26 protein-coding genes are annotated in these 24,802 nt (G+C 40.9%); all 26 read right to left on the reverse strand.

Annotation, left to right across the window (positions count from 1 at the left end; genetic code table 11):
* Positions 1–89: 89 nt before the first annotated feature.
* Complete coding sequence (gene rseP / locus ACSR9O_RS00360) at positions 90–1,358, reverse strand: RIP metalloprotease RseP (protein ID WP_101224674.1); 1,269 nt, start codon at positions 1,356–1,358, stop codon at positions 90–92.
* Between the two features lie 7 nt (positions 1,359–1,365).
* On the reverse strand, positions 1,366–2,526 hold the full coding sequence (gene dxr / locus ACSR9O_RS00365) for a 1-deoxy-D-xylulose-5-phosphate reductoisomerase (protein WP_101224673.1): 1,161 nt from the start codon (positions 2,524–2,526) through the stop codon (positions 1,366–1,368).
* Positions 2,527–2,569: 43 nt separating this feature from the next.
* Positions 2,570–3,367 carry a phosphatidate cytidylyltransferase gene (locus tag ACSR9O_RS00370; protein WP_260357096.1) on the reverse strand — a complete coding sequence of 266 codons (798 nt, stop codon included), beginning with the start codon at positions 3,365–3,367 and terminating at the stop codon, positions 2,570–2,572.
* 25 nt (positions 3,368–3,392) lie between these two features.
* Positions 3,393–4,166 carry an undecaprenyl pyrophosphate synthase gene (gene uppS / locus ACSR9O_RS00375; protein ID WP_101224672.1) on the reverse strand — a complete coding sequence of 258 codons (774 nt, stop codon included), beginning with the start codon at positions 4,164–4,166 and terminating at the stop codon, positions 3,393–3,395.
* Positions 4,167–4,565: 399 nt separating this feature from the next.
* The gene (gene frr / locus ACSR9O_RS00380; RefSeq protein WP_101224671.1) at positions 4,566–5,123 is read right to left on the reverse strand and encodes a ribosome recycling factor; all 558 of its coding nucleotides are present in this window, start codon (positions 5,121–5,123) and stop codon (positions 4,566–4,568) included.
* A gap of 3 nt (positions 5,124–5,126) precedes the next feature.
* Positions 5,127–5,849, reverse strand: a complete 723-nt coding sequence (gene pyrH, locus ACSR9O_RS00385) for a UMP kinase (protein ID WP_034313639.1) — start codon at positions 5,847–5,849, stop codon at positions 5,127–5,129.
* Positions 5,850–5,974: 125 nt separating this feature from the next.
* On the reverse strand, positions 5,975–6,859 hold the full coding sequence (tsf, locus tag ACSR9O_RS00390) for a translation elongation factor Ts (RefSeq protein WP_101224670.1): 885 nt from the start codon (positions 6,857–6,859) through the stop codon (positions 5,975–5,977).
* 295 nt (positions 6,860–7,154) lie between these two features.
* Positions 7,155–7,868, reverse strand: a complete 714-nt coding sequence (gene rpsB / locus ACSR9O_RS00395; protein ID WP_034313644.1) for a 30S ribosomal protein S2 — start codon at positions 7,866–7,868, stop codon at positions 7,155–7,157.
* 154 nt (positions 7,869–8,022) lie between these two features.
* Positions 8,023–8,661: a DUF6115 domain-containing protein gene (locus ACSR9O_RS00400; protein WP_101224669.1), complete on the reverse strand. Its 639-nt coding sequence runs from the start codon at positions 8,659–8,661 to the stop codon at positions 8,023–8,025.
* A gap of 200 nt (positions 8,662–8,861) precedes the next feature.
* Positions 8,862–9,626 (reverse strand): FliA/WhiG family RNA polymerase sigma factor, encoded by a 765-nt coding sequence (locus ACSR9O_RS00405; protein ID WP_101224668.1) that lies wholly within the window; start codon positions 9,624–9,626, stop codon positions 8,862–8,864.
* Positions 9,627–9,752: 126 nt separating this feature from the next.
* Positions 9,753–10,256: a chemotaxis protein CheD gene (locus ACSR9O_RS00410; protein ID WP_101224667.1), complete on the reverse strand. Its 504-nt coding sequence runs from the start codon at positions 10,254–10,256 to the stop codon at positions 9,753–9,755.
* Positions 10,256–10,888, reverse strand: coding sequence for a chemotaxis protein CheC (locus ACSR9O_RS00415; protein ID WP_459735494.1), 633 nt, complete (start codon positions 10,886–10,888; stop codon positions 10,256–10,258). The genes ACSR9O_RS00410 and ACSR9O_RS00415 overlap by 1 nt, the downstream gene beginning before the upstream one ends.
* A 4-nt stretch (positions 10,889–10,892) precedes the next feature.
* Positions 10,893–11,348, reverse strand: a complete 456-nt coding sequence (locus tag ACSR9O_RS00420) for a chemotaxis protein CheW (RefSeq protein ID WP_434169085.1) — start codon at positions 11,346–11,348, stop codon at positions 10,893–10,895.
* A gap of 108 nt (positions 11,349–11,456) precedes the next feature.
* Positions 11,457–13,499: a chemotaxis protein CheW gene (locus ACSR9O_RS00425; RefSeq protein ID WP_491723781.1), complete on the reverse strand. Its 2,043-nt coding sequence runs from the start codon at positions 13,497–13,499 to the stop codon at positions 11,457–11,459.
* Between the two features lie 21 nt (positions 13,500–13,520).
* Positions 13,521–14,618 carry a protein-glutamate methylesterase/protein-glutamine glutaminase gene (locus ACSR9O_RS00430; RefSeq protein WP_101224742.1) on the reverse strand — a complete coding sequence of 366 codons (1,098 nt, stop codon included), beginning with the start codon at positions 14,616–14,618 and terminating at the stop codon, positions 13,521–13,523.
* A 10-nt stretch (positions 14,619–14,628) separates the two neighbouring features.
* Positions 14,629–15,495 carry a MinD/ParA family protein gene (locus ACSR9O_RS00435; protein WP_491723782.1) on the reverse strand — a complete coding sequence of 289 codons (867 nt, stop codon included), beginning with the start codon at positions 15,493–15,495 and terminating at the stop codon, positions 14,629–14,631.
* Positions 15,479–16,636, reverse strand: a complete 1,158-nt coding sequence (flhF, locus tag ACSR9O_RS00440) for a flagellar biosynthesis GTPase FlhF (protein WP_491723783.1) — start codon at positions 16,634–16,636, stop codon at positions 15,479–15,481. Before flhF ends, ACSR9O_RS00435 begins: the two co-directional genes overlap by 17 nt.
* Positions 16,633–18,669 (reverse strand): flagellar biosynthesis protein FlhA, encoded by a 2,037-nt coding sequence (flhA, locus tag ACSR9O_RS00445; RefSeq protein WP_491723784.1) that lies wholly within the window; start codon positions 18,667–18,669, stop codon positions 16,633–16,635. Before flhA ends, flhF begins: the two co-directional genes overlap by 4 nt.
* Before the next feature lie 40 nt (positions 18,670–18,709).
* Positions 18,710–19,789, reverse strand: coding sequence for a flagellar biosynthesis protein FlhB (gene flhB / locus ACSR9O_RS00450; protein ID WP_491725431.1), 1,080 nt, complete (start codon positions 19,787–19,789; stop codon positions 18,710–18,712).
* Between the two features lie 4 nt (positions 19,790–19,793).
* Entirely contained in the window at positions 19,794–20,570 is a 777-nt protein-coding gene (gene fliR, locus ACSR9O_RS00455; protein ID WP_491723785.1) for a flagellar biosynthetic protein FliR, read from the reverse strand.
* 3 nt (positions 20,571–20,573) lie between these two features.
* Entirely contained in the window at positions 20,574–20,843 is a 270-nt protein-coding gene (gene fliQ / locus ACSR9O_RS00460) for a flagellar biosynthesis protein FliQ (protein WP_101224658.1), read from the reverse strand.
* A 14-nt stretch (positions 20,844–20,857) separates the two neighbouring features.
* Entirely contained in the window at positions 20,858–21,523 is a 666-nt protein-coding gene (gene fliP / locus ACSR9O_RS00465) for a flagellar type III secretion system pore protein FliP (protein WP_101224657.1), read from the reverse strand.
* Positions 21,520–22,179, reverse strand: coding sequence for a flagellar biosynthetic protein FliO (locus tag ACSR9O_RS00470; RefSeq protein WP_491723786.1), 660 nt, complete (start codon positions 22,177–22,179; stop codon positions 21,520–21,522). The genes fliP and ACSR9O_RS00470 overlap by 4 nt, the downstream gene beginning before the upstream one ends.
* A gap of 15 nt (positions 22,180–22,194) precedes the next feature.
* On the reverse strand, positions 22,195–22,557 hold the full coding sequence (cheY, locus tag ACSR9O_RS00475) for a chemotaxis protein CheY (protein ID WP_063231856.1): 363 nt from the start codon (positions 22,555–22,557) through the stop codon (positions 22,195–22,197).
* Positions 22,558–22,574: 17 nt separating this feature from the next.
* Positions 22,575–23,792 carry a flagellar motor switch phosphatase FliY gene (fliY, locus tag ACSR9O_RS00480; protein ID WP_491723787.1) on the reverse strand — a complete coding sequence of 406 codons (1,218 nt, stop codon included), beginning with the start codon at positions 23,790–23,792 and terminating at the stop codon, positions 22,575–22,577.
* Positions 23,782–24,780, reverse strand: coding sequence for a flagellar motor switch protein FliM (gene fliM, locus ACSR9O_RS00485; protein ID WP_260357085.1), 999 nt, complete (start codon positions 24,778–24,780; stop codon positions 23,782–23,784). Before fliM ends, fliY begins: the two co-directional genes overlap by 11 nt.
* Positions 24,781–24,802 lie beyond the last annotated feature (22 nt).

The following is a 24,802-nucleotide window of genomic DNA, read 5'->3' on the forward strand; positions in this document are numbered from 1 at the left end:
AAAACGGTTAAAAAACTAGGAAATCCTTCAGATAAGAAAACGGCCAACAGATAATTCTGCTGGCCTGTTTTGCGTTATCCAAACATGTCTTACAGGAAGAAGCGCTGGATGTCATTCCAGGTAACGACAATCATCAATAACATCAACAAAGCAAAGCCGATGAAGTGGACCATTCCTTCTTTTTGACGATCGATCGGTTTCCCTCTCAAGAATTCGACCACAAAGAATAACAGTCTTCCTCCATCCAATGCCGGTAGCGGAAGCAGGTTCATGATTCCCAGGTTAATGCTGAGCAGCCCTGCCCATTTCATTAACGTGAATAAACCTTGTTTCGCCACTTCCTCAGTTGATTTATATATTCCTACAGGACCAGATAAACTGTCGATCGTAAACCCACCCGTTACGAGGTCACCAAGGATGATGAAGATTTGTTTTGTCCAAAAATACGTTTCTGTAAAACCATATTGTATAGCTTTAATCGGGGCTTTTTCAACTGGAGGGTAGACACCGATAATCCCGATTTTCTTCCCTTCCCTCTCCACTTCTTGCGGAACAACCGGAACTTCTAATGTTTTCCCGTCCCTATCAACGACGAACTCGATCTCTTGCCCAGGGTTCTTTTGAATGCTTTCCTGAACATCTCCCCAAGTGGAGACTTCCGTCCCTTCTATGGATTGAATGACATCCCCCGATTTTAAACCGGCATTTACTGCCGAGCCATCCGGTGTCAATTCACCAAGTTTCGCTTCATCCACCACGACTCCTTGAAACAGGCCGATCAATACAAAAATGACAAAAGCCAAAACGAAATTCATTGCCGGTCCAGCTACAATCGTTAGAAAACGGTGCCCAAGCGACTTTGAGGCAAATTGCCGGTCAAAAGGAGCTATCTGGTTCTCTACACCATTTTCAACAATCACCGCTTCTTTATGAATGGCAAACGTTTTTAATGTTTCTTCCTCGCCCTCTTCATAACCAGTAAGGATCAGTTTATGATCAAGGTCGATCACTTCAACTTCCACAAGTCGAATATCAGGATATTTATCTTTATTGTTCAAAATGATTTTTGTAACATTCTCTTCATTATCAAACATTAATCCCACTCGATAGCCGGGCTTCAATTCTATATTCTCTGCATCTTCACCAGCCATACGGACGTACCCGCCAAGAGGAAGCAATCGAATGGTATAAACGGTTTCCTTCTTTTTATATGTGAATACTTTTGGCCCGAAACCGATTGCGAACTCACGGCATAAAATTCCTGCTCGCTTAGCAAACACTAAGTGCCCAAGCTCATGGAAAAATACTAGAGCTCCAAAAATGATGATGAACGCTATAATCGTTTCTAAAGTCTGCATGTTCCGGTCACCTATCTTTCACTAAAGATTCTATATACTGCCTTGTCATATGATCGACTTCCTGAATCGTTTCTAAATCTGGAAGGGCTATGACGGAATGCTGATTCAGCGCTTTTTCAATCAATGTTTCAATATCAAGGAAGGTTACCTTTCCAGATAAGAATGCAGATACTGCGGCTTCATTGGCGGCATTCAGCACAGTAGTCATCGTTCCGCCCATTTTACCCGCTTTATAAGCGAATTGCAAACAAGGATATCTGGTGAAATCCATATCGCTAAAATGCAGTTTGCCTGCTTCAGCAAGGTTAAGCCGTTTGCGCCCTGCCAGCGGAATACGGTCTGGATAAGTAAGCGCATATTGTATAGGCACCCTCATATCCGGTGTCCCCAGTTGTGCTATCACGCTGGAGTCATGAAACTCAACCATGGAATGGATGATGCTCTCCTTATGTAGCAATACATCAATTTTATCGTAGGGGAGATCGAATAGCCAGTGGGCCTCAATTACTTCCAATCCTTTATTCATCATTGATGCCGAATCGATCGTGATTTTGGCTCCCATTGACCAGTTCGGATGGTTCAATGCCTCTTCCACCGTTACATCCTTCAATTCTTCCCTGGTTCGATCTCGAAAACTGCCTCCTGAAGCAGTAATGACAAGTCGTTCTATATTTTTTTCCTTTTCACCTTGCAATGCCTGAAAAATAGCGGAATGCTCACTGTCAACCGGCAGCAGTCTAACCCCCGCTTTTTTTGCTTCACTTATGACCAAATGACCTGCCGTCACCAAAGTCTCCTTGTTGGCGATCGCAATATCCTTTTTAGCCTTTATTGCTTGAAGTGTAGGATATAGACCCACGCTTCCAATTACAGCATTGACCAATATCGTCGCTTGACCATAAACGGCAACAGCAGTCAAACCCTCATCCCCATACATGAACTCGATATCTTTGCGGCTGGAGAATTCACTTTTCAAAACATGATAATCTTCTTCCGTCTGGACTGAAACCAGTTTCGGTTCAAACTCTTTTATATAAGTCCTGACCAATTCTATATTCTTTCCAGCAGAAAGCGCCACGATCTTGAATTGATCTGGATGGGACCTTACTACATCCGCTGTTTGTTGACCAATCGATCCTGTCGCGCCCAAAAGGCTGATATTTTTCAAATTGTTCATCTCCTAATTCAGATAACACTTGCCTATATTTATATTATAAAACGTGCAATAAATGCAGAATCGGTAAAATGAATATCACGCTATCAAGCCTGTCCAAAATCCCACCATGTCCCGGGAGAAGCGTTCCTGAATCCTTGACGCCATAATGACGTTTATACGCCGATTGGACGAGATCGCCCAATTGGCCGAATACCCCAATGATTAATGAAATCAATAATAATTGTAATAACGTGTAATCCAGGCTGGAGAAGGCGTAAAATAGAACCCCCACTACCATCGCGGAAAATAACCCGCCGATAAACCCTTCCACCGTCTTGTTTGGACTTATTTCTGGCCATAGCTTTCTTTTACCAAGTGATTTACCTATGAAGTATGCCCCGGAATCGGTTGCCCAGATCGTAAATAGGGTAAGCAGGATATAGATCAGCCCCAACCCCAATGAGTCACGTGTTTCAAATAGGTAATAGAAGCCTATCCCCAAGTATAGGATTGAAATCACTAGAAAGCCCGCGTCATCAAAAGTAAAACGGTTTTTTGAAACGACTGTATAAAGCAATAGCAACAAAACCCCGATTAAAAAGACTTGAACTTTATCGTAATTTATTTCTGCTAAAAAAGCAGTATGCTCATTAGGCAATAAAAGCACCCACAATAATATGTAGGAAAGAAATGCTTCAAAAGACAGTACACGTAACTTTTTCATTTTCATCAGTTCATACAAACCAATTGACCCTAACAGATATACCGTCAGTAAAAAGGGAGTGCCCCCTAAAATGACTAGTGGAATGAAGATAGCGGCAACTACGACCGCCGTAATAATTCGTTGTTTCATTATTCCATTTTCCTCGCCTTCTACATTAAACGCCACCGAATCTTCGTGAACGCTTTTGATACTCCTCAACTGCCTGCAATAAATGCTCTTCACTAAAATCCGGCCATAGCACCTCAGTAAACCACAGCTCAGTATAAGCCGACTGCCAAAGCATGAAATTACTTAAACGGATTTCACCGCTTGTACGGATCAGTAAATCAGGATCCGACAAATGTTTGGTCATCAGGTAACTGGATAGCATTTCCTCAGTTACATTTTCCTTTATTATACCATTCTTAGCATCTTCAATGATGCTATTCACTGCAGATACAATCTCCCCACGGCTTCCATAGTTCAGGGCAAAATTCAGAATCATCCCATCATTGTCTTTCGTGTCCTCCATGGCCCGTTTAACGGCACCTTGAGTATGTGACGGAATGAGTGACAAGTCCCCTATCGTTTCAACTCTTACATTTTCTGAAATGAGCTCTGGTAAAAATGTCCCCAGAAATTCCTGGGGAAGCTTCATCAAAAAGTCGACTTCACTTTTCGGACGTTTCCAATTTTCAGTGGAAAACGCATAGACTGTCAAAGTTTTGACCCCTAATTTATTGGCAACTTTCGTAATTCTACGAACGGTTTTCATTCCTTCATGATGACCCGCCACACGTGGCAATGCACGCTTTTTGGCCCAACGGCCGTTTCCATCCATAATGATGGCGATATGCTGAGGAACATCAAACTGTTTAATATGCTGAATCCTATTTGTTACATCGGAAGAAGCATCTTTTTTAACGAAACGCTTCCAAAGTGAATACATATGTTAGTCCCCCATCAGGTTGTACTTATCTCTCTACAAAGGCAAAGTTTTCGTGCACTATGTATATCAAGCTTTCTGCCGCTTAAAAAGAATCTATATTATAATACCAAAAAAAAACTGGTTCTCATATTATTTATATGAAAATTATTTCTTCATTAGAAGCTAGAAAGGGAGAAATCATTACTTCTTTTTTTCTAAAACCGGTTATGATTACCATGAAAAATGCAAAAAAAGGACCACCTCCAACGTTTGCATGCAACATACTAACTCAAGGAGTAATCATTATCGGAGAAACCTTATTATAACAGTTTTCTCCTTTAAGCACACCTATATGTTAGAACCAAGACATGACCCAGTATGGATTCGGCCCTCTTTATTTAATCAATTCTTCAGTGGGAATTATACTTCCATAATTTCTTTTTCTTTATCTTTTGTAATTTCATCAATTTTCGTGATGTTGCCATCTGTCATCTTTTGGATGTCATCTGCATAGCCACGTAAATCATCTTCAGTGATTTCACCACTTTTTTCAAGCTTTTTCAAATCATCATTAGCATCGCGACGAACATTACGGACAGCTATTTTCGCTTCTTCCGCTTCTTTTTTAACGACTTTCACAAGCTCTTTTCTGCGCTCTTCCGTTAGAGCTGGGATGGCAATCCTGATGACCGATCCATCATTAGAAGGATTTAATCCCAAGTCTGATTTCAAAATCGCCTTTTCGATTTCACCCAAAACCGTTTTATCATATGGTTGAATGACTAATAGTCTAGCTTCCGGGACAGAAATTCCTGCCACCTGATTGACTGGTGTCGGCGATCCATAATAATCGATCGAGATTCTATCAAGCAATGAGGCATTTGCCCTTCCGGCACGGATGCTTGCTAATTCACGTGTGTACGCTCCAATGGCTTTTTCCATTTTCGTTTTCGCATTCGAAATAACTTGTTTCGGCATCTTTTATTTCCCCCTTACAATAGTACCAAGCGTTTCGCCTAATACGGCCCGTTTAATATTACCTTTTTCCATGATCGAGAAGACGATCAATGGAATATCATTGTCCATGCATAGTGAGGACGCAGTTGAATCCATTACTTCTAACCCTTCTTTAATCACATCAAGGTAGGAAAGTTTATCATACTTCACCGCATTTTTGTCCTTAACCGGATCTGCATTGTATACGCCATCCACATTATTCTTCGCCATCAAGATGACATCAGCTTCAATTTCAGCAGCACGCAGGGCGGCAGTGGTATCCGTTGAGAAGTATGGATTACCTGTACCAGCTGCAAAAATCACCACTCTCTTTTTCTCTAGATGCCTGATAGCACGGCGTCTAATGTATGGCTCAGCGACTTGCCTCATCTCAATGGAAGTTTGCACGCGCGTTTCAATTCCAAGCTGATCAAGGCTGTCTTGTAATGCCAATGAGTTCATGACTGTAGCCAGCATCCCCATATAATCGGCATTAGCACGATCCATGCCCATTTCACTGCCTATTTTCCCGCGCCAAATGTTTCCGCCGCCGACAACAACAGCCACTTCTACATCAAGCTCAGCCACTTCCTTGACTTGTTCAGCAATAGATTTAATTACTGCAGGGTTAATTCCAAATCCTTCTTCACCGGCTAATGCTTCGCCACTTAGTTTTAAAACGACACGTTTATATTTAGCGTTACTCATGAGAACCTCCAACTATGTAATCTTTTCATTCGTTCATCATGCTTTCTTGCAATACTACCAAAAATTCATGACATTTCAAAAAATAGGGAACACCAGAGTGTTCCCCATTATTAATTATCTGACAATTAGTCTTTTTTAACTTGGTTCATTACTTCTTCAGCAAAGTTTTCTTGACGTTTTTCAAGACCTTCCCCTACTTCATAACGAACGAATGATAGGATTTTTCCGCCTTTTGATTCAACGAATTGTCCCACTTTTTGATCTGGGTTCTTAACGAAAGCTTGTTCGTTTACGCAGATTTCTTCGTAGAATTTATTGATACGTCCTTCAACCATTTTTGCAACGATTTTTTCAGGTTTGCCTTCATTAAGCGCTTGTTGAGTAAGAACTTCGCGTTCGCGTTCTAATTCGCTAGCATCTACTTGGTCGCGAGAAATATATTTAGGGTTGATTGCAGCGATATGCATTGAAACGCCTTTAGCTGCCTCTTCGTCAGTTGTACCTTCAAGAACTGATAGTACGCTGATACGTCCACCCATGTGAAGGTATGCACCAAATGCGTCGTTATCTGTTTTAGAAACAACTTGGAAACGGCGTAGAGTTAATTTTTCCCCAATTTTAGCAACTGCAGCATTGATATGATCTGCTACTTTTACTCCATTTTCCATTGTTTGCTCAAGAGCCGCTTCAACGCTTTCAGGTTTGTTAGCAAGAAGGAATCCAGCCAATTCTTTAACAAGAGTTTGGAATCCTTCGTTTTTAGCAACGAAATCAGTTTCTGAGTTCACTTCAAGGATTACCGCTTGGTTTCCTTCCACAACGATTGAAGTTAGACCTTCAGCAGCAATACGGTCGCCTTTATTAGCAGCTTTTGCAATTCCTTTTTCACGTAGGAAATCGATTGCCTTTTCCATATCGCCTTCTGTTTGTACAAGTGCCTTTTTACAGTCCATCATACCGGCACCAGTTTTTTCACGCAATTCTTTAACTAATTGTGCAGTGATTGCCATAATATATATCCTCCTCAAATTAAATGCAGTTTATTCAATCTTTACCCATTATTGCCAAAAAATACTTGTTATCATCAAACAAAATAACGAGTCTTGACAATATTTCTGAAAAAACATCCACTTACTCAGTCAATATGACGGAACATTTTCATCCCTGAAAAATCGCCCATACCTTTTTAAAAAGTCATTACGTACAGTGATTTTATGTATGCTTATTTAGTGCAAAAAAAAGGGATAAAAGGCATTATCCTCTTATCACCTTTTTTCTTACTGAATAAGCAACCTTTTTTACTTATTAAGCAGTAGTTGTTTCAGTTGCTGTTTCTTCGCCTTGTTTAGCTTCTAAGATAGCATCTGCCATTTTACCTGTTAATAATTTAACAGCACGGATTGCATCGTCATTCGCAGGAATAACTACATCGATTTCATCCGGATCACAGTTTGTATCAACGATACCAACAAGTGGAATGTGTAATTTGTGTGCTTCCGCAACAGCGATACGCTCTTTGCGAGGGTCGATAACGAAGATCGCATCTGGAAGAGTCTTCATATCTTTAATACCGCCTAAGAATTTCTCTAAGCGATCCCATTCTTTTTTAAGTTGGATAACTTCTTTTTTAGGAAGTACTTCGAAAGTTCCGTTTTCTTCCATTTTTTCGATATCTTTAAGACGAGCGATACGTTTTTGGATTGTTTCAAAGTTTGTTAAAGTTCCACCTAACCAACGTTGGTTTACATAGTACATACCAGAACGGATAGCTTCTTCTTTAACAGATTCTTGAGCTTGTTTTTTAGTTCCAACGAAAAGAACAGTACCACCGTTAGCAGCTAGTTCTTTCACGAAGTTATAAGCTTCTTCAACCTTTTTAACTGTTTTTTGAAGGTCGATGATGTAGATGCCGTTACGCTCAGTGAAGATATATTTCTTCATTTTTGGGTTCCAGCGACGTGTTTGGTGTCCGAAATGTACACCAGCTTCAAGCAATTGTTTCATAGAAATGACTGACATTTTAGTTCCTCCTAAATGGTTTTGTTTTTCCTCCGCACCGATCATTTTCATACAGAAACTGTCATAACAGCACCATCTGCAAGAATCACGGGGCGTGTGTATTAACACCATTTCATAATATATCATAATGGCTCTGCACAATCAAGAGATAACTTTATCTATTCATGCGAAACTTTAGTAATAGCTCTATCTCGGTTTGACCGCAACCTAACTTTTTGGCGATTTCCTCTACTGAATGTCCTTGATCCGCTAACATATCCACTTTTGCATTTAATGATCGTTCATTTAACGAAGCCTGCAGCATGTCCGAAAATTCCATGCCAGCCGGCTTCCCTTCGTTTTTTGGAGAAGCGACTGCCGATGAAAGCTCCAATTTGTCCTCGACTTTTACTGGTAAAGCATTGGTTTCATTTTTTTCAGGCATAATTTTATAGGCGTTGATTGCCTGCTTTTTAGCACCGGCACGGCTTCCCTCTTTATACTCTAGCAGCATGTTTTGTTCCTGTTTTTCTTCTTTATCTTCCTTTGTTTCTTTGATCGAGCCATGTACTTGACCTTTTTGACCATGCTCGTGATTCATTGCCACCGAATTGGTGAATGCCTTTACCAATGCCTCATTATCCTCTTTCATCTCCATTAAATAACCAGACAAAAGTTGTTCCATTTCTCCAATGATGGCTTTTTGGTCTTTTTCCAACTTACTTAAACGATTTTGCCGAAGATATAAAACGATGATGGCGAAAATGGTGAATATGTTTAATACAAACAACAGAAATATAAAAAATGCTGTCATGTTGCCTCCTAATTAACCGGAATAGTCAATCTGTTGTTTTGCTCTTATTGACTAAGTACAGTTCGTGCATTCTGTGATTTCGAAGCATTTATTGATGCGGGTACCCTTATCAATTCTTTCAAGCTTGCAGGGGGCTTCTTCGTTCAATTGGGATTTTATGCTTCCCAAACTCCGTAGCTCTCTTCATTAAACTATCATGATTAATTTTTTTGATCTTGCATCGTGTTTCTTAATTTATATATCGCTTTTGAATGAATTTGGGATATCCGGGACGTAGATAGGCTCATCACTTGCCCGATTTCGGTCAATGTTAGTTCTTCTTTATAAAAAAGCTGTAAAACCAACTGTTCTTTTTCATTAAGGGTTTCTATGACTTTGGCCAATTCAACATACAGTTCATCCCTTAACACATGTTCCTCGGGTAAATCCGCCTTTTCATCTTTAATATGAAAATTCGCGCTTTCTTTATCGTCTTCTTGGGGATTTTCATCCATTGATAGTACATTGGCAAAGAAGTTCTCATTTAATGCAGCATATACTTCATCTTCCGGAATATTCAATTCAGCGGCAATCTCGTTTGGCGAAAGGTTCCTCATGTATTGCTGCTCCAGCTTTTCTATTGCAGCTTCAATTTTCTTGGCTTTATCTCTTGCGCTCCGCGGAAGCCAATCCTCTTTTCTTAATCCATCTAAAATAGCACCACGTATTCTAAATGATGCATATGTGTCAAACTTCAGGTCACGCTTCGTGTCAAAACGTTCCAGGGCATCGAATAACCCCATCATTCCTAAACTCCTTATATCATCCCGGCTCACATTTTTAGGAAGACTTACTGAAATACGTTGAACATGATACGATACGAGAGGTATGTATTTCTTCACCAAAATGTCCCCGGCTAGCGGATCTCTGCGATCCACCCAATTCTTCCAACATAACTGCTCTTCTTCGATGGTCAGATGAGACATTGGACATCCTCCTAACATTGTTATACGATTTGTGATCGATACGACCCCTAAAGCCATAAATGCAATAATAATTCGATTGCAAGTGTACCTGTCATATTTTTGGTTTTTCAAAAGCCAAATCCGATCCTATATGTTTTTAGTCCCTTTTGTAACGGTCCGTATATTTAGCAAACAATCACTTAAATTGAAATCAATCGTTCTTCCGCTATTCCCGCCAACATCTTCAGCGACGACTCTAATGCGCAAGTCAGATAACACCTTTCGGACAGCTTCCACATTCCGTGGTCCTATTCTCATTAAATCCCCTCCGGAGGCAAATTGGAACATTTGTGCTCCGCCAGCCAACTTCGCTTTTAGGAATGGCATTCTTGCGCCTTCTTTTACTAAGAGCTGCACCAATTCCTTTATCGCCGTATCTGCAAATTTGGCAACGTTGATCGGCCCCGATTTAGCTAATGAAGAGTCAGGCAGCATAATATGTGCCAAACCCGCAATCTCTTTTTTCTCATCATAAATCACAACTCCAACACACGACCCCAGCCCGGAAGTGCGAATCGTATAGGGAGGTTTTATAATATTCATATCCGCTATTCCAACCTTAACAACCTGGACCTTTAACAATTCAGTCATTAGGTGGACACTCCTAAAGCGGAAAAAATGATATCAAAAAATTCGGGATCAGGTAATAAAAAGAAATGACCATTAATGGATTCAGCGAAAAGCTGGTCTTTTTCAAGCACAGTATCAATGACGATGGCTGCGTCACTTACTTTTGATAATTCCAATAATCCGTAACTGATCGTTGCCCCTACCATATCGATGCTCAAGGATGGAACGGATGGATAGATATTCAATCGGGTGAAATCAGAAAGAGAAGAGAGGTAGGATCCCGATAAGATATTCCCTAATTCCTGAAGGCAAGAAAGCGCCAATTCAGTATGGGGTGCGGATTCCATCAAAAAGGTCTCATCACCAGTCATCTTACGAATCAAGTATTGGGCTACAGGAAGCGAAAGGATAAAAAACATACTCCCTGAAGCATCACCTTCTATTCTAAGGAAAACGCTGGCAACGACTTGATCGGCCCCGCCAGCCATTTCCATCATTTCATCAAAGGAAACGATTCGGACATTAGGAACATTCATATCAATTTTCCTATTAAGGATGGCAGAAAACGCAGTTGCTGCGTTCCCTGCACCTATATTGCCGATTTCCTTCAAAATATCGAGTTGAATAGGGTTGATTTTCTCAATGAACGACATATGATTATCCTTCTCTTAATATATTTTCAGTCATTTCCAGACTTAGAGCCTTCTCCAAATTGATTAGGACGAGCAGTCGCTTGTCAATTTTAGCCACTCCGCTAATGTATTCTGAAGCCAAATGTCCCACAACTTCAGGCTGAGGTTCGATACTCTCCACTGGAATATCCAAAACATCATTGGCAGAGTCCACTATTAACCCAACTTCCATATCATCCAGAATGACGATGATAATCCTTGTTGATTCATCGTATTCCATCTCTTCGAAACCAAAACGCACCCGCAAATCAATAATTGGAGTGATTACACCCCTTAGATTTATGACTCCCTTAACAAACTTTACAGCCTTTGGAACTCTGGTAATATGCAGAATCTTTTCGATACCGCTGACTTTATCCACTGGTATTGCATATTCTTTATCTTTAATTTGAAATACGATTACTTTCATATCCTCCGACATCTATTCCCCTCCTTTTAATAAACTCCTGATTGTTGTGCAGTCTTAACGAAAACTTGAATCGAAACGGTTGAACCAACGTCCCATTCCCCTGCCCCGCTTATCTATCATTCAATGAATCAATGTGTTGCAATCTATAATTAAAGCAACTTGACCATCACCAAGGATCGTTGCCCCCGATATTGCAAAAGCGCTATTTAAATAATTACCTAGTGATTTCAGAACGATTTCCAGCTGCCCGATGAATGAATCAACGACTAATCCGGCTAATTTATCACCTTTTCTTACAATGACCACAGAGAGGGACTCTTCTTCTTCCAGACTGATTGGCACTTCAAATATATCTTTCAAGAACAGAAGCGGCAGAATCTTTCCCCTGAAGTCAATAACCTGTTGATTATGGGCATTCAAGATATCTGCTTTTTTTATGATCGCTGTTTCTATTATCGAAGAAAGAGGTATGGCATATTTTTCGTTTTGGATTGCAACCAGCATGACAGAGATAATGGACAATGTAAGCGGAAGCTGAATAAGGAAGATGGATCCATCATTCTCTTTGGAATCGATCGTGACAGATCCACCGAGAGACTCAATAGTATTTTTAACCACATCCAGTCCAACACCGCGCCCCGATACATCTGAAATGGTTTCCGCTGTTGAGAAACCAGAAGCGAATATCAATTCATAGATTTGCTTATCCGTTAGGGTGTCGGCAGCTTCCTTGGTTAAAATCCCATTGGAGAGCGCCTTGTTCAAGACTCGATCTTTATTGATTCCTGCACCGTCATCCTCAATTTCAATGAAAACATGATTGCCGCCGTGGTAGGCTTTTAACAGGATTTTACCTTCTTCTTTCTTTCCTTTCGCCAAACGTTCTTCAGGTGTTTCAATTCCATGATCCATGGCGTTTCTTAATAAATGGACGAGAGGATCACCGATTTCATCAATGACTGTACGGTCAAGTTCCGTTTCTGCACCGTTGATTTCCAAATTGACTTTCTTGTTTAAATCCCTTGCTAATTGACGAACCATTTTAGGAAAACGATTGAATACAGTTTCAACGGGCACCATCCGCATATTCAAAACGATTGTTTGTAAATCACTTGTTATACGGGACATTCTTTCTACTGTTTCATGCAATTCTTGATTATTCAAATCACTGGAAATTTGGTCAAGTCTGCCTCTATCGATTACTAGTTCCTCGAATAGGTTCATTAATATATCAAGCCGCTCAATGTTCACCCGAATGGTCTTGCTTGATGCCGGCTTAACGAGTGCCTGTTTTTTCTTATCATCATTATCAGTTGGAAGCACGGCTTTAATTGTCGCTTGTTCCGGTACTTCAGCAACTTGATCCTCTATAGAATTGGCTGCATGCCTCAAGCCCTCAAGATCAAGGGCATTTACCACAACTTGATCCACTTCGGAAACCTTCATGATTTTTTCCTTTATCTCATCACTCGATTCTGTTGTTACCATCGTGACCGTAAATTGCTGATCGAATTGTTCTTCTTCCAAAAGTTCGACCGGTGGGTGTGACTTGATTACTTCACCTGACTTTTCAAGCACCTCGAAAACCATAAACACCCGGGCAGCTTTTAAAAGACAGTTCTCTCGCAACCCTATCGAGATTTCGAAGCTGTTGAAGCCTTGATCTTTGGACTGCTTAAGCACTGTCCATTCAAATTCATCGTACTCTCCCACAGTCATTTCCTCTTTTTCAAGGACGGCAGAAGCTGCTGCAATCTCTGCAATGGTGGAAGAAACGGGCGACTCCCCTTTTTCAATCACTTCCAGCTGATGGACAACCTCTTCCACATTTCTTTTTCCATCTCCACCTTCTGCAATGGACATGACCATCGCTTCTAAATCATCAACCGCTAAAAATATCACATCAAATAATTCTGGAGAGAGGGCGATTTGACTATTTCGGATTGCATCCAACACATTCTCCATTTTATGGGTTAAATTGGTTAAATCCTCATACCCCATAGTCGCCGACATCCCTTTTAAGGTATGGGCGGAACGAAAGATTTCGTTTACGATTGAGAGGTCTTCCGGGTTCTTTTCGAGTACCAGCAACTGTTCGCTGCACGTTTGAAGATGTTCTTTACTTTCTTCTATAAAAACCTCTAAATACTGATTCATATCCATACAATCTCACACCTCCACGTGTTAACAATAGCTCATTATCGCTTTAGCTATTTTTTCTACATCCTCTATGCTATCTATTAACTTGGTATTGATTGCCGCCTTAGGCATACCAAAAACGATTGATGTCTCCTGTGATTCGGCTATCGCTTTTAAAGGACCCTCCTGTTTAAGCTTCATGAGTCCCATCGACCCGTCCATTCCCATCCCGGTCATGATAACGGCTATTTTCGCAGAATCATTCATTTCACTTACCGATTCAAATAGCACATCAACCGACGGGCGATGTCCATTACGCAATTCGGATTGATCCAAAAGGATTGCCCAGCTCATTCCGACTTTCCTCACTTTCAAGTGAAAACCTCCCGGTGCGATATAGGCGACACCTTTTTGAATCAGTTCCCCCTCTTCAGCTTCCTTCACTTTAATCTTGCACAATGAATTCAGGCGTGTTGCCAAGGATTTTGTGAAACCGGGGGGCATATGCTGGACAATGAGTATGGGAGCATCAACTTCTTCCGGGAGTCCTGCCAAGACGGTCTGCAGAGCTCTCGGCCCTCCTGTTGATGTACCAATGACTATTATTTTTTTGTACCCATAGGACCATTTTTTTTGATTTTTTTTAATTTTTGACGATTCTTTTGAATCTATTTTACTATATTTTTCCCAAACGGATGGGCTTCTTTCAATATTCATCGCATTTTTTTCTAGTTTGTGAACATTTGCCCTGCTGGCAGCCATAACTTTTTCATGGAGTTCTTTCTTGATTTTATGTAAATCCAATGAAATGGCACCAGAGGGTTTAGCCACAAAGTCAAAGGCTCCACTGTTCATGGCGGCAAATGTATTTTCCGTTCCCTTTTTCGTTGTGCTTGATAACATGACAACAGCAGTTGGACATTCATTCATGATCCGGCTTAATGCTTCCAATCCGTCCATAATAGGCATTTCCACATCCAAAGTCACGACATCGGGTTTTAAAGCCTTTATTTTGTCTATGGCATCTCTACCATTCCTCGCAGTCCCGATGACTTCCATCCTGCTATCTTCCGCTAAAAACTCTGAAATTAACTTTCTCATAAACGCAGAATCGTCCACTATCAGCACTTTTACTTTACTCATATAAGGAGACCTACTTTCCAAAAAAATATCTCTTCATATTTTGGAGGAAATGGCTTTTTTGCAAAGTCAATTCTTCCCCAAATGAATGATTTGCATATCTCGAAGCAATGTCCATAATGGCTTTGGATACATCGGCTTCAGAATCGAAAAGAAGAAAGGGCATTTGTTTGTTAACAGAATTGGGTACGGTTCTATCATCTGGCAAGTACCCAAGAGCTACAGTTTCCAATCCCAAAAATTCCACTAATGCATTTTGGAGCCGCTTAATCGTATCTTTGCCGTCCTTACTCGTGAAAACCCGATTGCAAACCAGGAACAATGATATCTCTTTATTTACTGAATGGATATATTTCATTGCGGAATATGCATCCATGATAGAAGTGGGTTCAGGTGTCGTTATAACGACTAATTCATCCACACATAACAGGAATTTCATGGAATCCTGAGTGATGCCAGCACCCATATCAAATAAGATATAATCGTAATTCGCCAACAATAAACCGAACTCCTCATTAAACCGGGTATATTTTTCCTCATCAAGTGAAAAGAGAGCCGTCAACCCCGTTCCACCTGTAATGATTGAAATGTTTCCCGGTCCTGCCATGATGATATCCTTCAAACTACAATCGTTTTCAAAAAAATCAATTATGCTGCAGGGAGATTGTTCCCCGATCAAAATATCAATATTCCCCATACCGATATCCATGTCGAACAACAGTACTTTTTTGCCTCTTTGGGATAAGGCAATCGAAAAATTCAAGGAAAAGTTTGATTTTCCCACTCCACCTTTCCCGCTTAAAACGGCAATCGTTTTGGCCATTGATCGATTTTGGCGGGCTTCCAATCTTCTTCGTAAATTCTCAGCTTGATCTTTCATATTTATTAGCCCCAATAGCCATTTTCAATAGCTGTGAAGATGTAGCTATTTCAATATCGTCTGGCACATTTTGTCCATCTGTTATATAGGCGGCTCCTAATTTATGAGTATGTATAAAATTGAATATTTGCCCGAAAGTGGAGGTTTCGTCCGCTTTTGTAAAAATGACCTGTTTAATAGGTATGGCAGCAAACTGTCGATAAATATCTTCCATATCCTTTTGTTTAGAGGTCAATGACAATACTAAATAGGTTTCCATCTCATCTGTAAAATGGATGATTTCATTAAGATCCTTGACATATTGCGGGTTACGGAAATTCCTTCCGGCCGTATCAATAAAAACAAAATCATAATGGGAGAAGCGTTCAGCAGCCCTTTTGAAGTCTTCCAAATTATAAGCGACTTCAATCGGAACGTTTAAAATCTTGGCATATGTCTTAAGTTGATCTATTGCAGCAATCCTGTACGTATCCGTCGTAATGAAGGCCACCTTTTTATCATGCTTTAACATGGTTTCCGCAGCTACTTTTGCTAAGGTCGTTGTCTTTCCCACACCTGTTGGGCCAACAATATTAATATATTTTTTTTGCAGCCCGGGTTTTCCGTTTCCAACTTCTTCTAAAATCCCGAGCATGGCTTCTTCCAACCAAACTTGAACCTCTTCATCAGTGGATTGCTGTTTAAAAACGAACCATTTTTCAAGCAATTCATCCATGATTTGGGACCGAAGTGATATATCCATTTCCTGCTCGGTTAGGTATTCGTGGATTTTCTCCAGCTTCCCCGGATATTTTTTATCAGTTGAATAGATTTGCAAACTCTTTATCATATCTTTCAAACCTTCGATTTCTTTTAATAAGTCAGCACTTTCCCCATTCCCTTCATTAGGTTCAGGGGCATGACTTGCCATTTCCAGCTTTGATGGCAACTTCTTCGATTTTTGCTTGGTTACGGCTTGGATAGGCTGGGACACAGGGTCTATGGCTGCAATGACTTCAATATTCCTCTTTTTGAATAATCCTAAGAAACCACCATTATATACAGCCTTCGAACTTAAGATTACTGCATCACTGCCTAGTTCCGTCCTTATTCGCTTCATTGCCTCGTTCATTGATGGCGCCAAATATTTCTTTACCTTCAATCGATATTCACCACCCCTACACTTTGTACTTCCACATTCGATTCGAGTTCATTGTATGAAAGAATCGGTACATTAGGAAAATAACGTTCAGTTAATTGCCGGGCATACATCCTTACTGCTGGAGAGCAGAGTAGGATCGGTTGGTGATCCATTAGGGTCAGCTCTTCCAATTTGGCTGCAACTGCCTCCAATATGGATTGCGATAGAGTTGGATCCAATGATAAAAAATTACCATGTTCAGTTTGCTGTACACCATCAGCGATGGTCTTTTCAACTTTCCCCGATAATGTTATGACTTTAATTCTATTTTCATCCGCAATAAAAGAATTTGTTATTTGTCTCGCTAAGTTCTGCCTTACATATTCAGTAAGCAAATCTGTGTCAGTCGATAACTTGCCATAATCAGCAAGCGTTTCGAAAATGATCGGTAAATTCCTTATCGAAACCTTTTCCTTCAATAATTTTGCCAATACCTTTTGTACATCTCCTATAGATAAGGGATTCGGAGTGACCTCCTCTACTAGTATAGGTGCCGATTCGTGAAGATGATCGATCAATTGTTTCGTTTCCTGCCTGCCCAATAATTCCTGCGCATTGGACTTTATGACTTCCGTCAAGTGGGTGGATACAACACTTGGCGGGTCCACAACTGTATAACCCAGAATCTCGGCATGTTCTTTCATATCATCCGTAATCCACTTGGCCGGTAAACCGAAAGACGGTTCTATCGTATCGATTCCTTCTATTGAATCATCTTCCATCCCTGGACTCATGGCCAAGAAATGATTTAGGAGCAATTCCCCCTTTGCCATGACACTTCCCTTAATCTTCAGCCGATACTCATTAGGATTCAACTGAATATTATCACGTATTCTGACGACAGGGATCACGAGTCCCAACTCAATTGCAAGCTGCCGGCGGATCATGACGACCCGGTCCAGTAGGTCTCCCCCTTGATTGGCATCCGCAAGCGGAATCAGTCCATATCCAAACTCAAATTCGATCGGGTCGACACTTAAAAGGTTAACGACGCTTTCTGGGCTTTTCATTTCATCGGTTTCCAGCACTTCCTCCATTTCTTGTATTTCACTTTCGTCCTGCTTCGGTATCCTTGAAATTGTATACCCTCCAACGACTAATAAAGCAGCGATCGGAATGGTGAACAAGTCGGAAATGGGAGTGAATAACCCTAAAAGGAAAATGGTTGCTGCTGTTAGGTAAAGCATTTTGGGAAATTGAAATAACTGTTCAACAATATCCGCTCCGAGGTTTCCATTCGAGGCTGCCCGGGTTACGACAATTCCCGTAGCTGTAGAAATCAATAAAGCTGGTACCTGACTCACGATTCCGTCACCAACCGATAACATGGAAAAATGGACGGCTGCTTCTCCAAAGCTCATGTCCAATTGCATGACGCCAATGATCATACCGAAAATCAAGTTAATGATGACAATGATGATGCCCGCTATGGCGTCCCCTTTAACAAACTTACTAGCCCCATCCATGGATCCATAAAAGTCTGCTTCGTTACTAATTTTTTCCCTTCTGGCACGTGCTTCGTTTTCGGAGATCATCCCAGCATTTAAATCTGCATCGATGGCCATCTGTTTCCCTGGCATCGCATCCAGCGTAAACCTTGCCGCTACCTCCGAGACCCGTTCGGAACCTTTCGTGATGACGATGAAATTGATGATGACCAAAATGATGAATACAACTAATCCTACAAGCACGTTACCGCCGACTACAAACGACCCAAAGGTTTCTACAACTCCCCCAGCATCACCATAGGTCAAAATGGCACGAGTCGTCGAAACATTCAACCCCAGCCTGAACAATGTCAGTAAAAGGAGCAAGGAAGGAAAGATTGAAAATTCGAGAGGTTCTTTCATATTCATCGTAGTCAATAGAACCAGCAGCGCAAGAGAGATATTTAAAAGGAGTAAAATACTTAACAACCATGTTGGCAATGGAATGACCAACATGGCAACGATCATGATGACGCTCGATATAACAACTAAATCTCTTGCTCGCATGTTTTTTCTCTCCTAACTAGCGGGTTACCCTATTACTTCTTTACAGTTTACCTTTGGTTTTATATACAAAGGCCAGTATTTCAGCGACCGCCTTAAAGAACTCTTCAGGTATCGCTTGGCCTAATTCAGCTTGATCATATAAAGACCTCGCCAAAGGCCGATTTTCCACCATGATCACATCATTTTCTTTGGCAATGAATTTAATTTTCTGGGCAACAAAATCAACGCCCTTTGCCACTACATACGGAGCCTCAGCTTTTTCTTCATCATATTTTAAAGCAATAGCAAAATGCGTCGGGTTAGTGATGACGACATCCGCATTGGGAATTTCCTGCATCATTCTTTGAGCGGCCATCTGCCTCTGCTTTTGCTTTATCTTGGATTTGATGAGCGGGTCCCCTTCGGAATTTTTATATTCATCCTTAATATCCTGTTTGGACATCCGGATGTTTTTTTCAAAGTCATATTTTTGATACAAATAGTCTAATAGAGCAATGAACAATAAAGCCACGGCAGCATAAAATCCTACTTTAATCGTAATATCCGCCAATGTTGCCATCGCTTCTTCCACAGAAATCTGTGATAAAATCATAATCTCGTCCATGCGCTGCCATAGTACATAAAAGGCAACCAAACCAACAAATGATATTTTAAGAATGGATTTCAATAACTCAACAATGGCCCTCATTGAAAAAATACGTTTGAATCCTTTAATGGGATCCAATTTATCAAGTTTGAACTGTATGGATTCAGTCGAAAACAGAAACCCGACTTGCATGACATTAGCCAATATCCCAGCGACTATCGCTGCTGCAAAAACGGGTCCTAGGATAAGGCCCATCTCCTTTAAAACCTCTATCATGATAATTTGCATATTCTCCTCACTGAATCCAGCCAAGGTAAAATGTTGCAGATATTCTTTCGTAAGACCGAGCAAATGATTAAACATGTACGGTCCCATAAGCAATAACACAGAAAACACGGCAATTAAATTCACAGAGGTATTTACATCCTGACTCTTTGCCACCTGACCTTTTTTCTTCGAATCCTGACGTTTTTTGGGAGTCGCCTTTTCGGTCTTTTCACCAGCGAAAAACTGCAAATCCAGCTGAAACCTCACCATATCAAGCGCCTCCAATCAACTGCATTAGGTGACGCATCGTCAAAAGCAAGAAATTGAAGAGTTGGGTGACAACCGTCATCATCATCCCCATTACCAGTATGATAACCGCTAAGCCGGCAATGATTTTCACTGGAATCCCAACAACGAATACATTTAATTGAGGAACTGTCCTGGCAAGTATCCCTAACGTGACATCCACTAAGAAAATACTTCCCACCACAGGTATGGACATTTGAAAAGCAATCATGAAAGCTTTGCTGAAAGCTTTGGCCAAGTATTCTATCAGCGCATGATCTCCGAATGGTACAAATAATTGGTCAATCGGGATGAATTGATAACTATAAAAAATTCCATCCAAAAGCAAATGATGGCCATTAGTACTCAATAGGAATAATAGAGCGATTGTATAAAGATATTGTCCCATCAACGGGCTTTGTGCCCCCGTTTGGGGATCGATGACATTCGCTATTGAAAAACCCATTTGAAAATCAATCAATCCGCCAGCCATTTGAACGGCCGATAAAATCATATACGCTGCAAACCCAATGAAAAGGCCAACAAGCGCTTCCTTCATGATCAATAAATAAAATGTGACATCCAATTCCAGAACCGGAGCATCAATGGTGTAGTACATGATCCAGGCAAGGAAGATTCCAAGCCCGACCCGATGTTGTACCGGTATAGAACGGTACGAAAAAATCGGCATGGCCACGAAAAACGTAGTGACCCGTACCACAATTAATAAAAAGGCGGGAAAGTGCGGAAATAATTCTTCCATGCCCTACCCTACAAATCGATTCAGATTACCGAATATTTCATTTGCATATGATAATAGGTGGCTCAACATCCATGGAGCCAATAAAATGAGTCCCAATAAGACTGCGACGATTTTCGGAACAAATGCCAAGGTTTGTTCCTGAATCTGTGTAGTTGCCTGAAAGATGCTTACTAATAGTCCTACAATAAGAGCGATTACCATCAATGGGCCAGCGATAATCAATACCATATAAATTCCTTTTTCTGCTATATCAATAACAAAATCTGCACTCATTTTTTCTCACCTGCTTAAAAACTCTGTAATAAAGACTTCACCACTAAATACCATCCGTCTACAAGAATGAAAAGGAGGATTTTAAATGGCAGGGAAATCATGACTGGCGGCAACATCATCATCCCCATCGACATCAGGACACTTGCAATGACCATATCAATAACCAAAAAGGGAATGAAAATCATGAAACCTATTTGAAAAGCTGTTTTGATTTCACTGATTGCAAAAGCAGGTACAAAGGCCGTCAAGGGAATGTCCTGTATCGTTTCAGGCTTATCCACCTTGGCATATTCCAAGAATAGCTCAAGGTCCTTCTGTCTTGTATGGGCACTCATGAATTCCTTAAATGGTATCGAGGCCTGTACATATGCTTCTTCTAAATCTATCTCTTCATTAAATAACGGGGTTAATGCCTTTTCATTCACTTCCTGAAAAGTCGGTGCCATTATGAAAAATGTCATGAAAAGTGCCAGGCCGATCAACACCTGATTCGGCGGCATCTGCTGTGTAGCTAGCGATGTTCTCACAAAGCTCAGGACAATGATGATTCTAGTAAAACAGGTCATCAGGATCAATATGCTTGGAGCCAGCGATAAGACAGTCATCAGTAGAACAAGTTTGACGGAAGTAGAGACATTAGTGGGATCACTGTTATTAAAAAACTCCATGAACTCATTCATTCATTGTCTCTTCCTTTCCTATCAAGCTCCTTTAACAGCTTTTTCCTGCTAGCAGACAATTGATCAAGTTGATTTTTGAACTCTGCAGAGAAACTGGCGGTTTCGGATCCGCTTTTCTTCAACCAATTATTTTTTAACTTCATTGCAAGTTCCCCTGGCTGGATCATTTGATCGATCTTATCGTTGTGATCTTTCAAAAGCTGTTCATATTCCTCTGGATCATCTATTTCTTTCAAGAGCTGAATATTTTCACCGACCCCGATCACCAATATTCTCCCGCCGACTTTAACAAGCTGGACAGAACGATTTGCGCCAAGGCCCGTACCGCCTAAATTCTCCACTGAATTTGCCTTTTGATACGATTTACTTTTTTTATTGATGAACTTTAATAGGATATATAGAAGGGCCACTACAAAAATAGTAGCAAATATCATCCTCAGAAACTCCCAAACGGTTATCCCCACTTTGTCAGGATTCGTTGTCTGTTTGATAGATTTCGAGCCTTTTGATTCACCTTTATCCACCTTTAAATCATCTGGCTGTTCATAAACATCCTTCACTGTTTTTTCAAGATCTTCCGCATGGGCCTGTATCGCCCCAGAGAAGAATACTGCTATCATCAGTGAGACCTGAAGCCATTTTTTAATTAAAAACAATATGAAGACACCCTCTTAACTTAATGCTTTATTTATGGCTTCCAAAACACGGTCTGCCTGGAATGGCTTCACGATAAAGTCCTTTGCACCCGCCTGGATTGCATCAATGACCATTGCTTGCTGTCCCATCGCTGAACACATGATGACTTTAGCTTGAGGATTTACCTTTTTAATTTCCTTTAATGCTGTAATTCCATCCATTTCAGGCATGGTAATATCCATCGTTACAAGATCCGGATGAGTTTCTTTATATTTTTCCACCGCTTGGGCGCCATCTGCTGCTTCCCCGACTATTTCAAAGCCATTTTTTGAAAGGATATCCTTAATCATCATTCTCATAAATGCTGCATCGTCCACAATTAAAATTCTATTAGCCATAATTTTCGTCCCCCAAATTATCTTATTTTATTTAATCGGTCACTCTGACTCATGATATCCGTAACACGCACTCCAAAGTTTTCATCAATAACCACTACCTCGCCTTTTGCTATCAAGCGGCTGTTTACCAGGATATCCACTGGCTCTCCCGCTAATTTATCCAATTCGATGATCGATCCGGAGGACAGCTCCAAAATATCCTTGACGGAGCGTTTCGTTCTTCCAAGCTCCACAGTTACCTGCAAAGGGATATCCATCAGCATGCTGAGATTTTTCGTTTCAGACTCCTGAAGCTGATAAGGCTGAAAACTGGTGAAACTGGCAGGCTGAACATTTACCGGCTGTCCTGTTGGTACGGATGAAACACCAAAATGTTGTGGTACATTCGGTATTTGGTTCATAGGTTGGGTTTGGTGATCGCCTTGTCCATAAGTTTCATTTGCCGATCGATCAGACCGGCTGTCCTGTAATGGTGCCCGCTCCTGAGTTGGAATGTTTGTTACTGGTTCACTTAGTACTTTTTGCGTTGTCATCTCGGCAGGATCGCTTTCGCCCGTTCCATTTAATAATTCGGAAACTAACCCTTTAGCAAACTCTAAAGGCAGCAATTGCATGATACTGGAATCAATTAAGCTGCCGACACGGAGACGGAATGAGATTTTTGCAAATAAATCCTCGTCCGGTATCGCATTTTCACCTTCACCATTTAAAAAGTTAAGTAAATCTATGCTAGGTGGAGAAATATCCACTTTTTTACTGAAAATGGTCGACATGGAAGTCGCAGCAGAACCCATCATTTGGTTCATGGCTTCCTGAACAGCACTCAATTGAATTTCCCCAAGCAGGTCAGAAGGATTCTCCCCATCTCCCCCAAGCATCAAATCCGCAATGATAGCAGCATCGCTCTGCTTGATGACCAGCATATTTATACCTGAAAAACCTTCTGTATATTGCACTTGTATCGCTACATACGGATGCGGGAATTCTTCCGCGATCTGTCCCCTTTCAATCAATGTAACCGTCGGAGTGGTGATATCCACTTTCTGATTCAACAAAGTGGATAGGGCAGTGGCCGAACTTCCGAAGGAGATATTACCGATTTCACCGAGGGCGTCGAGTTCCATCATCGATAAATAATCGTCAATCGAGAGAGGGAACACCTCATCTTCTATATCACTTGTACCTTTTAAAAGGGCATCTATCTCGTCTTGCGAAAGCATTCCATCACTTACCATCCTCGTCTCCCCCTTTCAAAATATCAAGAATCTGGATAGCATGTTTTTTTCCTACTTTTCCTGGCTGCCCGCTGTATTTTGGAATCCCTCCAATGGTAATCGTCAAAGGTTCATCGATTGCCTTATTTAAATCGATGACATCGCCAACATCAAGCAGCAAAAAATCCTCGATGGTGATGTCCGTGGAACCAAGTTCGGAAATAATGGGAAGATCTGCGTTTCGGATACGCTTTTCCAAAATCATGATTTCCTCCGGGATTTTTTCCTTTTGGGAATTTTCCATCCAATAATGAGCGGATAACTTTGGTATGATCGGTTCCAATACGACGTGAGGAATGCAAACATTAATCATTCCACTCGTTTCGCCGATTTGTGTATTCAAGGAAATGACCACAACAGTATCGTTGGGTGAAACCAGTTGTAAAAATTGTGGATTCACCTCGAACTCTGTCATCACCGGCTCGATTTCAACAATCGTTCCCCAAGCCTCCTGTAAATTTTCAAAAGCTTTCTCGAATAAATTCGACATGATCTTCGTTTCTATTTCCGTTAAACTATCCACCTTATTCTCGCTTATGCCCCGCCCGCCCAAAACGCGATCCATCATGGAATAAGCGATATTCGGGTTGACCTCAAGAATGATCCGGCCATCCAAGGGCGGCACCTCAAAAACATTCATGATGGTCATTTTAGGAATCGATCGGATAAACTCTTCGTAAGGTATTTGATCTGCCGAAGCAACGGATATTTGGACATATGTTCTAAGCTGAGCAGAAAAGTATGTGGTCAGCAGCCTTGCAAAGTTCTCGTGTATCCTGGTCAAACTCCGGATTTGATCCTTAGAAAACCGAAGCGCCCTTTTAAAGTCGTATACTTTCACTCTTTTTTCTACTTCTTCTTTTTTTAAATCATCTGCATCCATTTCACCTGTGGAAATGGCCGATAACAAAGCATCGATTTCATTTTGCGATAATATTTCCCCGGACATTAACACTCACCTCCAAAGCTTC

The organism is Peribacillus sp. B65 (assembly GCF_058513295.1).

Excerpts from the sequence above, each read along its gene's own strand:
- rseP (WP_101224674.1), bottom strand. The coding sequence starts at position 1,358 with ATGCAGACTTTAGAAACGATTATAGCGTTCATCATCATTTTTGGAGCT.
- ACSR9O_RS00370 (WP_260357096.1), bottom strand. The coding sequence starts at position 3,367 with ATGAAACAACGAATTATTACGGCGGTCGTAGTTGCCGCTATCTTCATT.
- uppS (WP_101224672.1), bottom strand. The coding sequence starts at position 4,166 with ATGTATTCACTTTGGAAGCGTTTCGTTAAAAAAGATGCTTCTTCCGAT.
- frr (WP_101224671.1), bottom strand. The coding sequence starts at position 5,123 with ATGCCGAAACAAGTTATTTCGAATGCGAAAACGAAAATGGAAAAAGCC.
- pyrH (WP_034313639.1), bottom strand. The coding sequence starts at position 5,849 with ATGAGTAACGCTAAATATAAACGTGTCGTTTTAAAACTAAGTGGCGAA.
- tsf (WP_101224670.1), bottom strand. The coding sequence starts at position 6,859 with ATGGCAATCACTGCACAATTAGTTAAAGAATTGCGTGAAAAAACTGGT.
- rpsB (WP_034313644.1), bottom strand. The coding sequence starts at position 7,868 with ATGTCAGTCATTTCTATGAAACAATTGCTTGAAGCTGGTGTACATTTC.
- ACSR9O_RS00400 (WP_101224669.1), bottom strand. The coding sequence starts at position 8,661 with ATGACAGCATTTTTTATATTTCTGTTGTTTGTATTAAACATATTCACC.
- ACSR9O_RS00405 (WP_101224668.1), bottom strand. The coding sequence starts at position 9,626 with ATGTCTCATCTGACCATCGAAGAAGAGCAGTTATGTTGGAAGAATTGG.
- ACSR9O_RS00410 (WP_101224667.1), bottom strand. The coding sequence starts at position 10,256 with ATGACTGAATTGTTAAAGGTCCAGGTTGTTAAGGTTGGAATAGCGGAT.
- ACSR9O_RS00415 (WP_459735494.1), bottom strand. The coding sequence starts at position 10,888 with ATGTCGTTCATTGAGAAAATCAACCCTATTCAACTCGATATTTTGAAG.
- ACSR9O_RS00420 (WP_434169085.1), bottom strand. The coding sequence starts at position 11,348 with ATGTCGGAGGATATGAAAGTAATCGTATTTCAAATTAAAGATAAAGAA.
- ACSR9O_RS00425 (WP_491723781.1), bottom strand. The coding sequence starts at position 13,499 with ATGGATATGAATCAGTATTTAGAGGTTTTTATAGAAGAAAGTAAAGAA.
- ACSR9O_RS00430 (WP_101224742.1), bottom strand. The coding sequence starts at position 14,618 with ATGAGTAAAGTAAAAGTGCTGATAGTGGACGATTCTGCGTTTATGAGA.
- ACSR9O_RS00435 (WP_491723782.1), bottom strand. The coding sequence starts at position 15,495 with ATGAAAGATCAAGCTGAGAATTTACGAAGAAGATTGGAAGCCCGCCAA.
- flhA (WP_491723784.1), bottom strand. The coding sequence starts at position 18,669 with ATGCGAGCAAGAGATTTAGTTGTTATATCGAGCGTCATCATGATCGTT.
- fliR (WP_491723785.1), bottom strand. The coding sequence starts at position 20,570 with ATGGAAGAATTATTTCCGCACTTTCCCGCCTTTTTATTAATTGTGGTA.
- fliQ (WP_101224658.1), bottom strand. The coding sequence starts at position 20,843 with ATGAGTGCAGATTTTGTTATTGATATAGCAGAAAAAGGAATTTATATG.
- fliP (WP_101224657.1), bottom strand. The coding sequence starts at position 21,523 with ATGAATGAGTTCATGGAGTTTTTTAATAACAGTGATCCCACTAATGTC.
- cheY (WP_063231856.1), bottom strand. The coding sequence starts at position 22,557 with ATGGCTAATAGAATTTTAATTGTGGACGATGCAGCATTTATGAGAATG.
- fliY (WP_491723787.1), bottom strand. The coding sequence starts at position 23,792 with ATGGTAAGTGATGGAATGCTTTCGCAAGACGAGATAGATGCCCTTTTA.
- fliM (WP_260357085.1), bottom strand. The coding sequence starts at position 24,780 with ATGTCCGGGGAAATATTATCGCAAAATGAAATCGATGCTTTGTTATCG.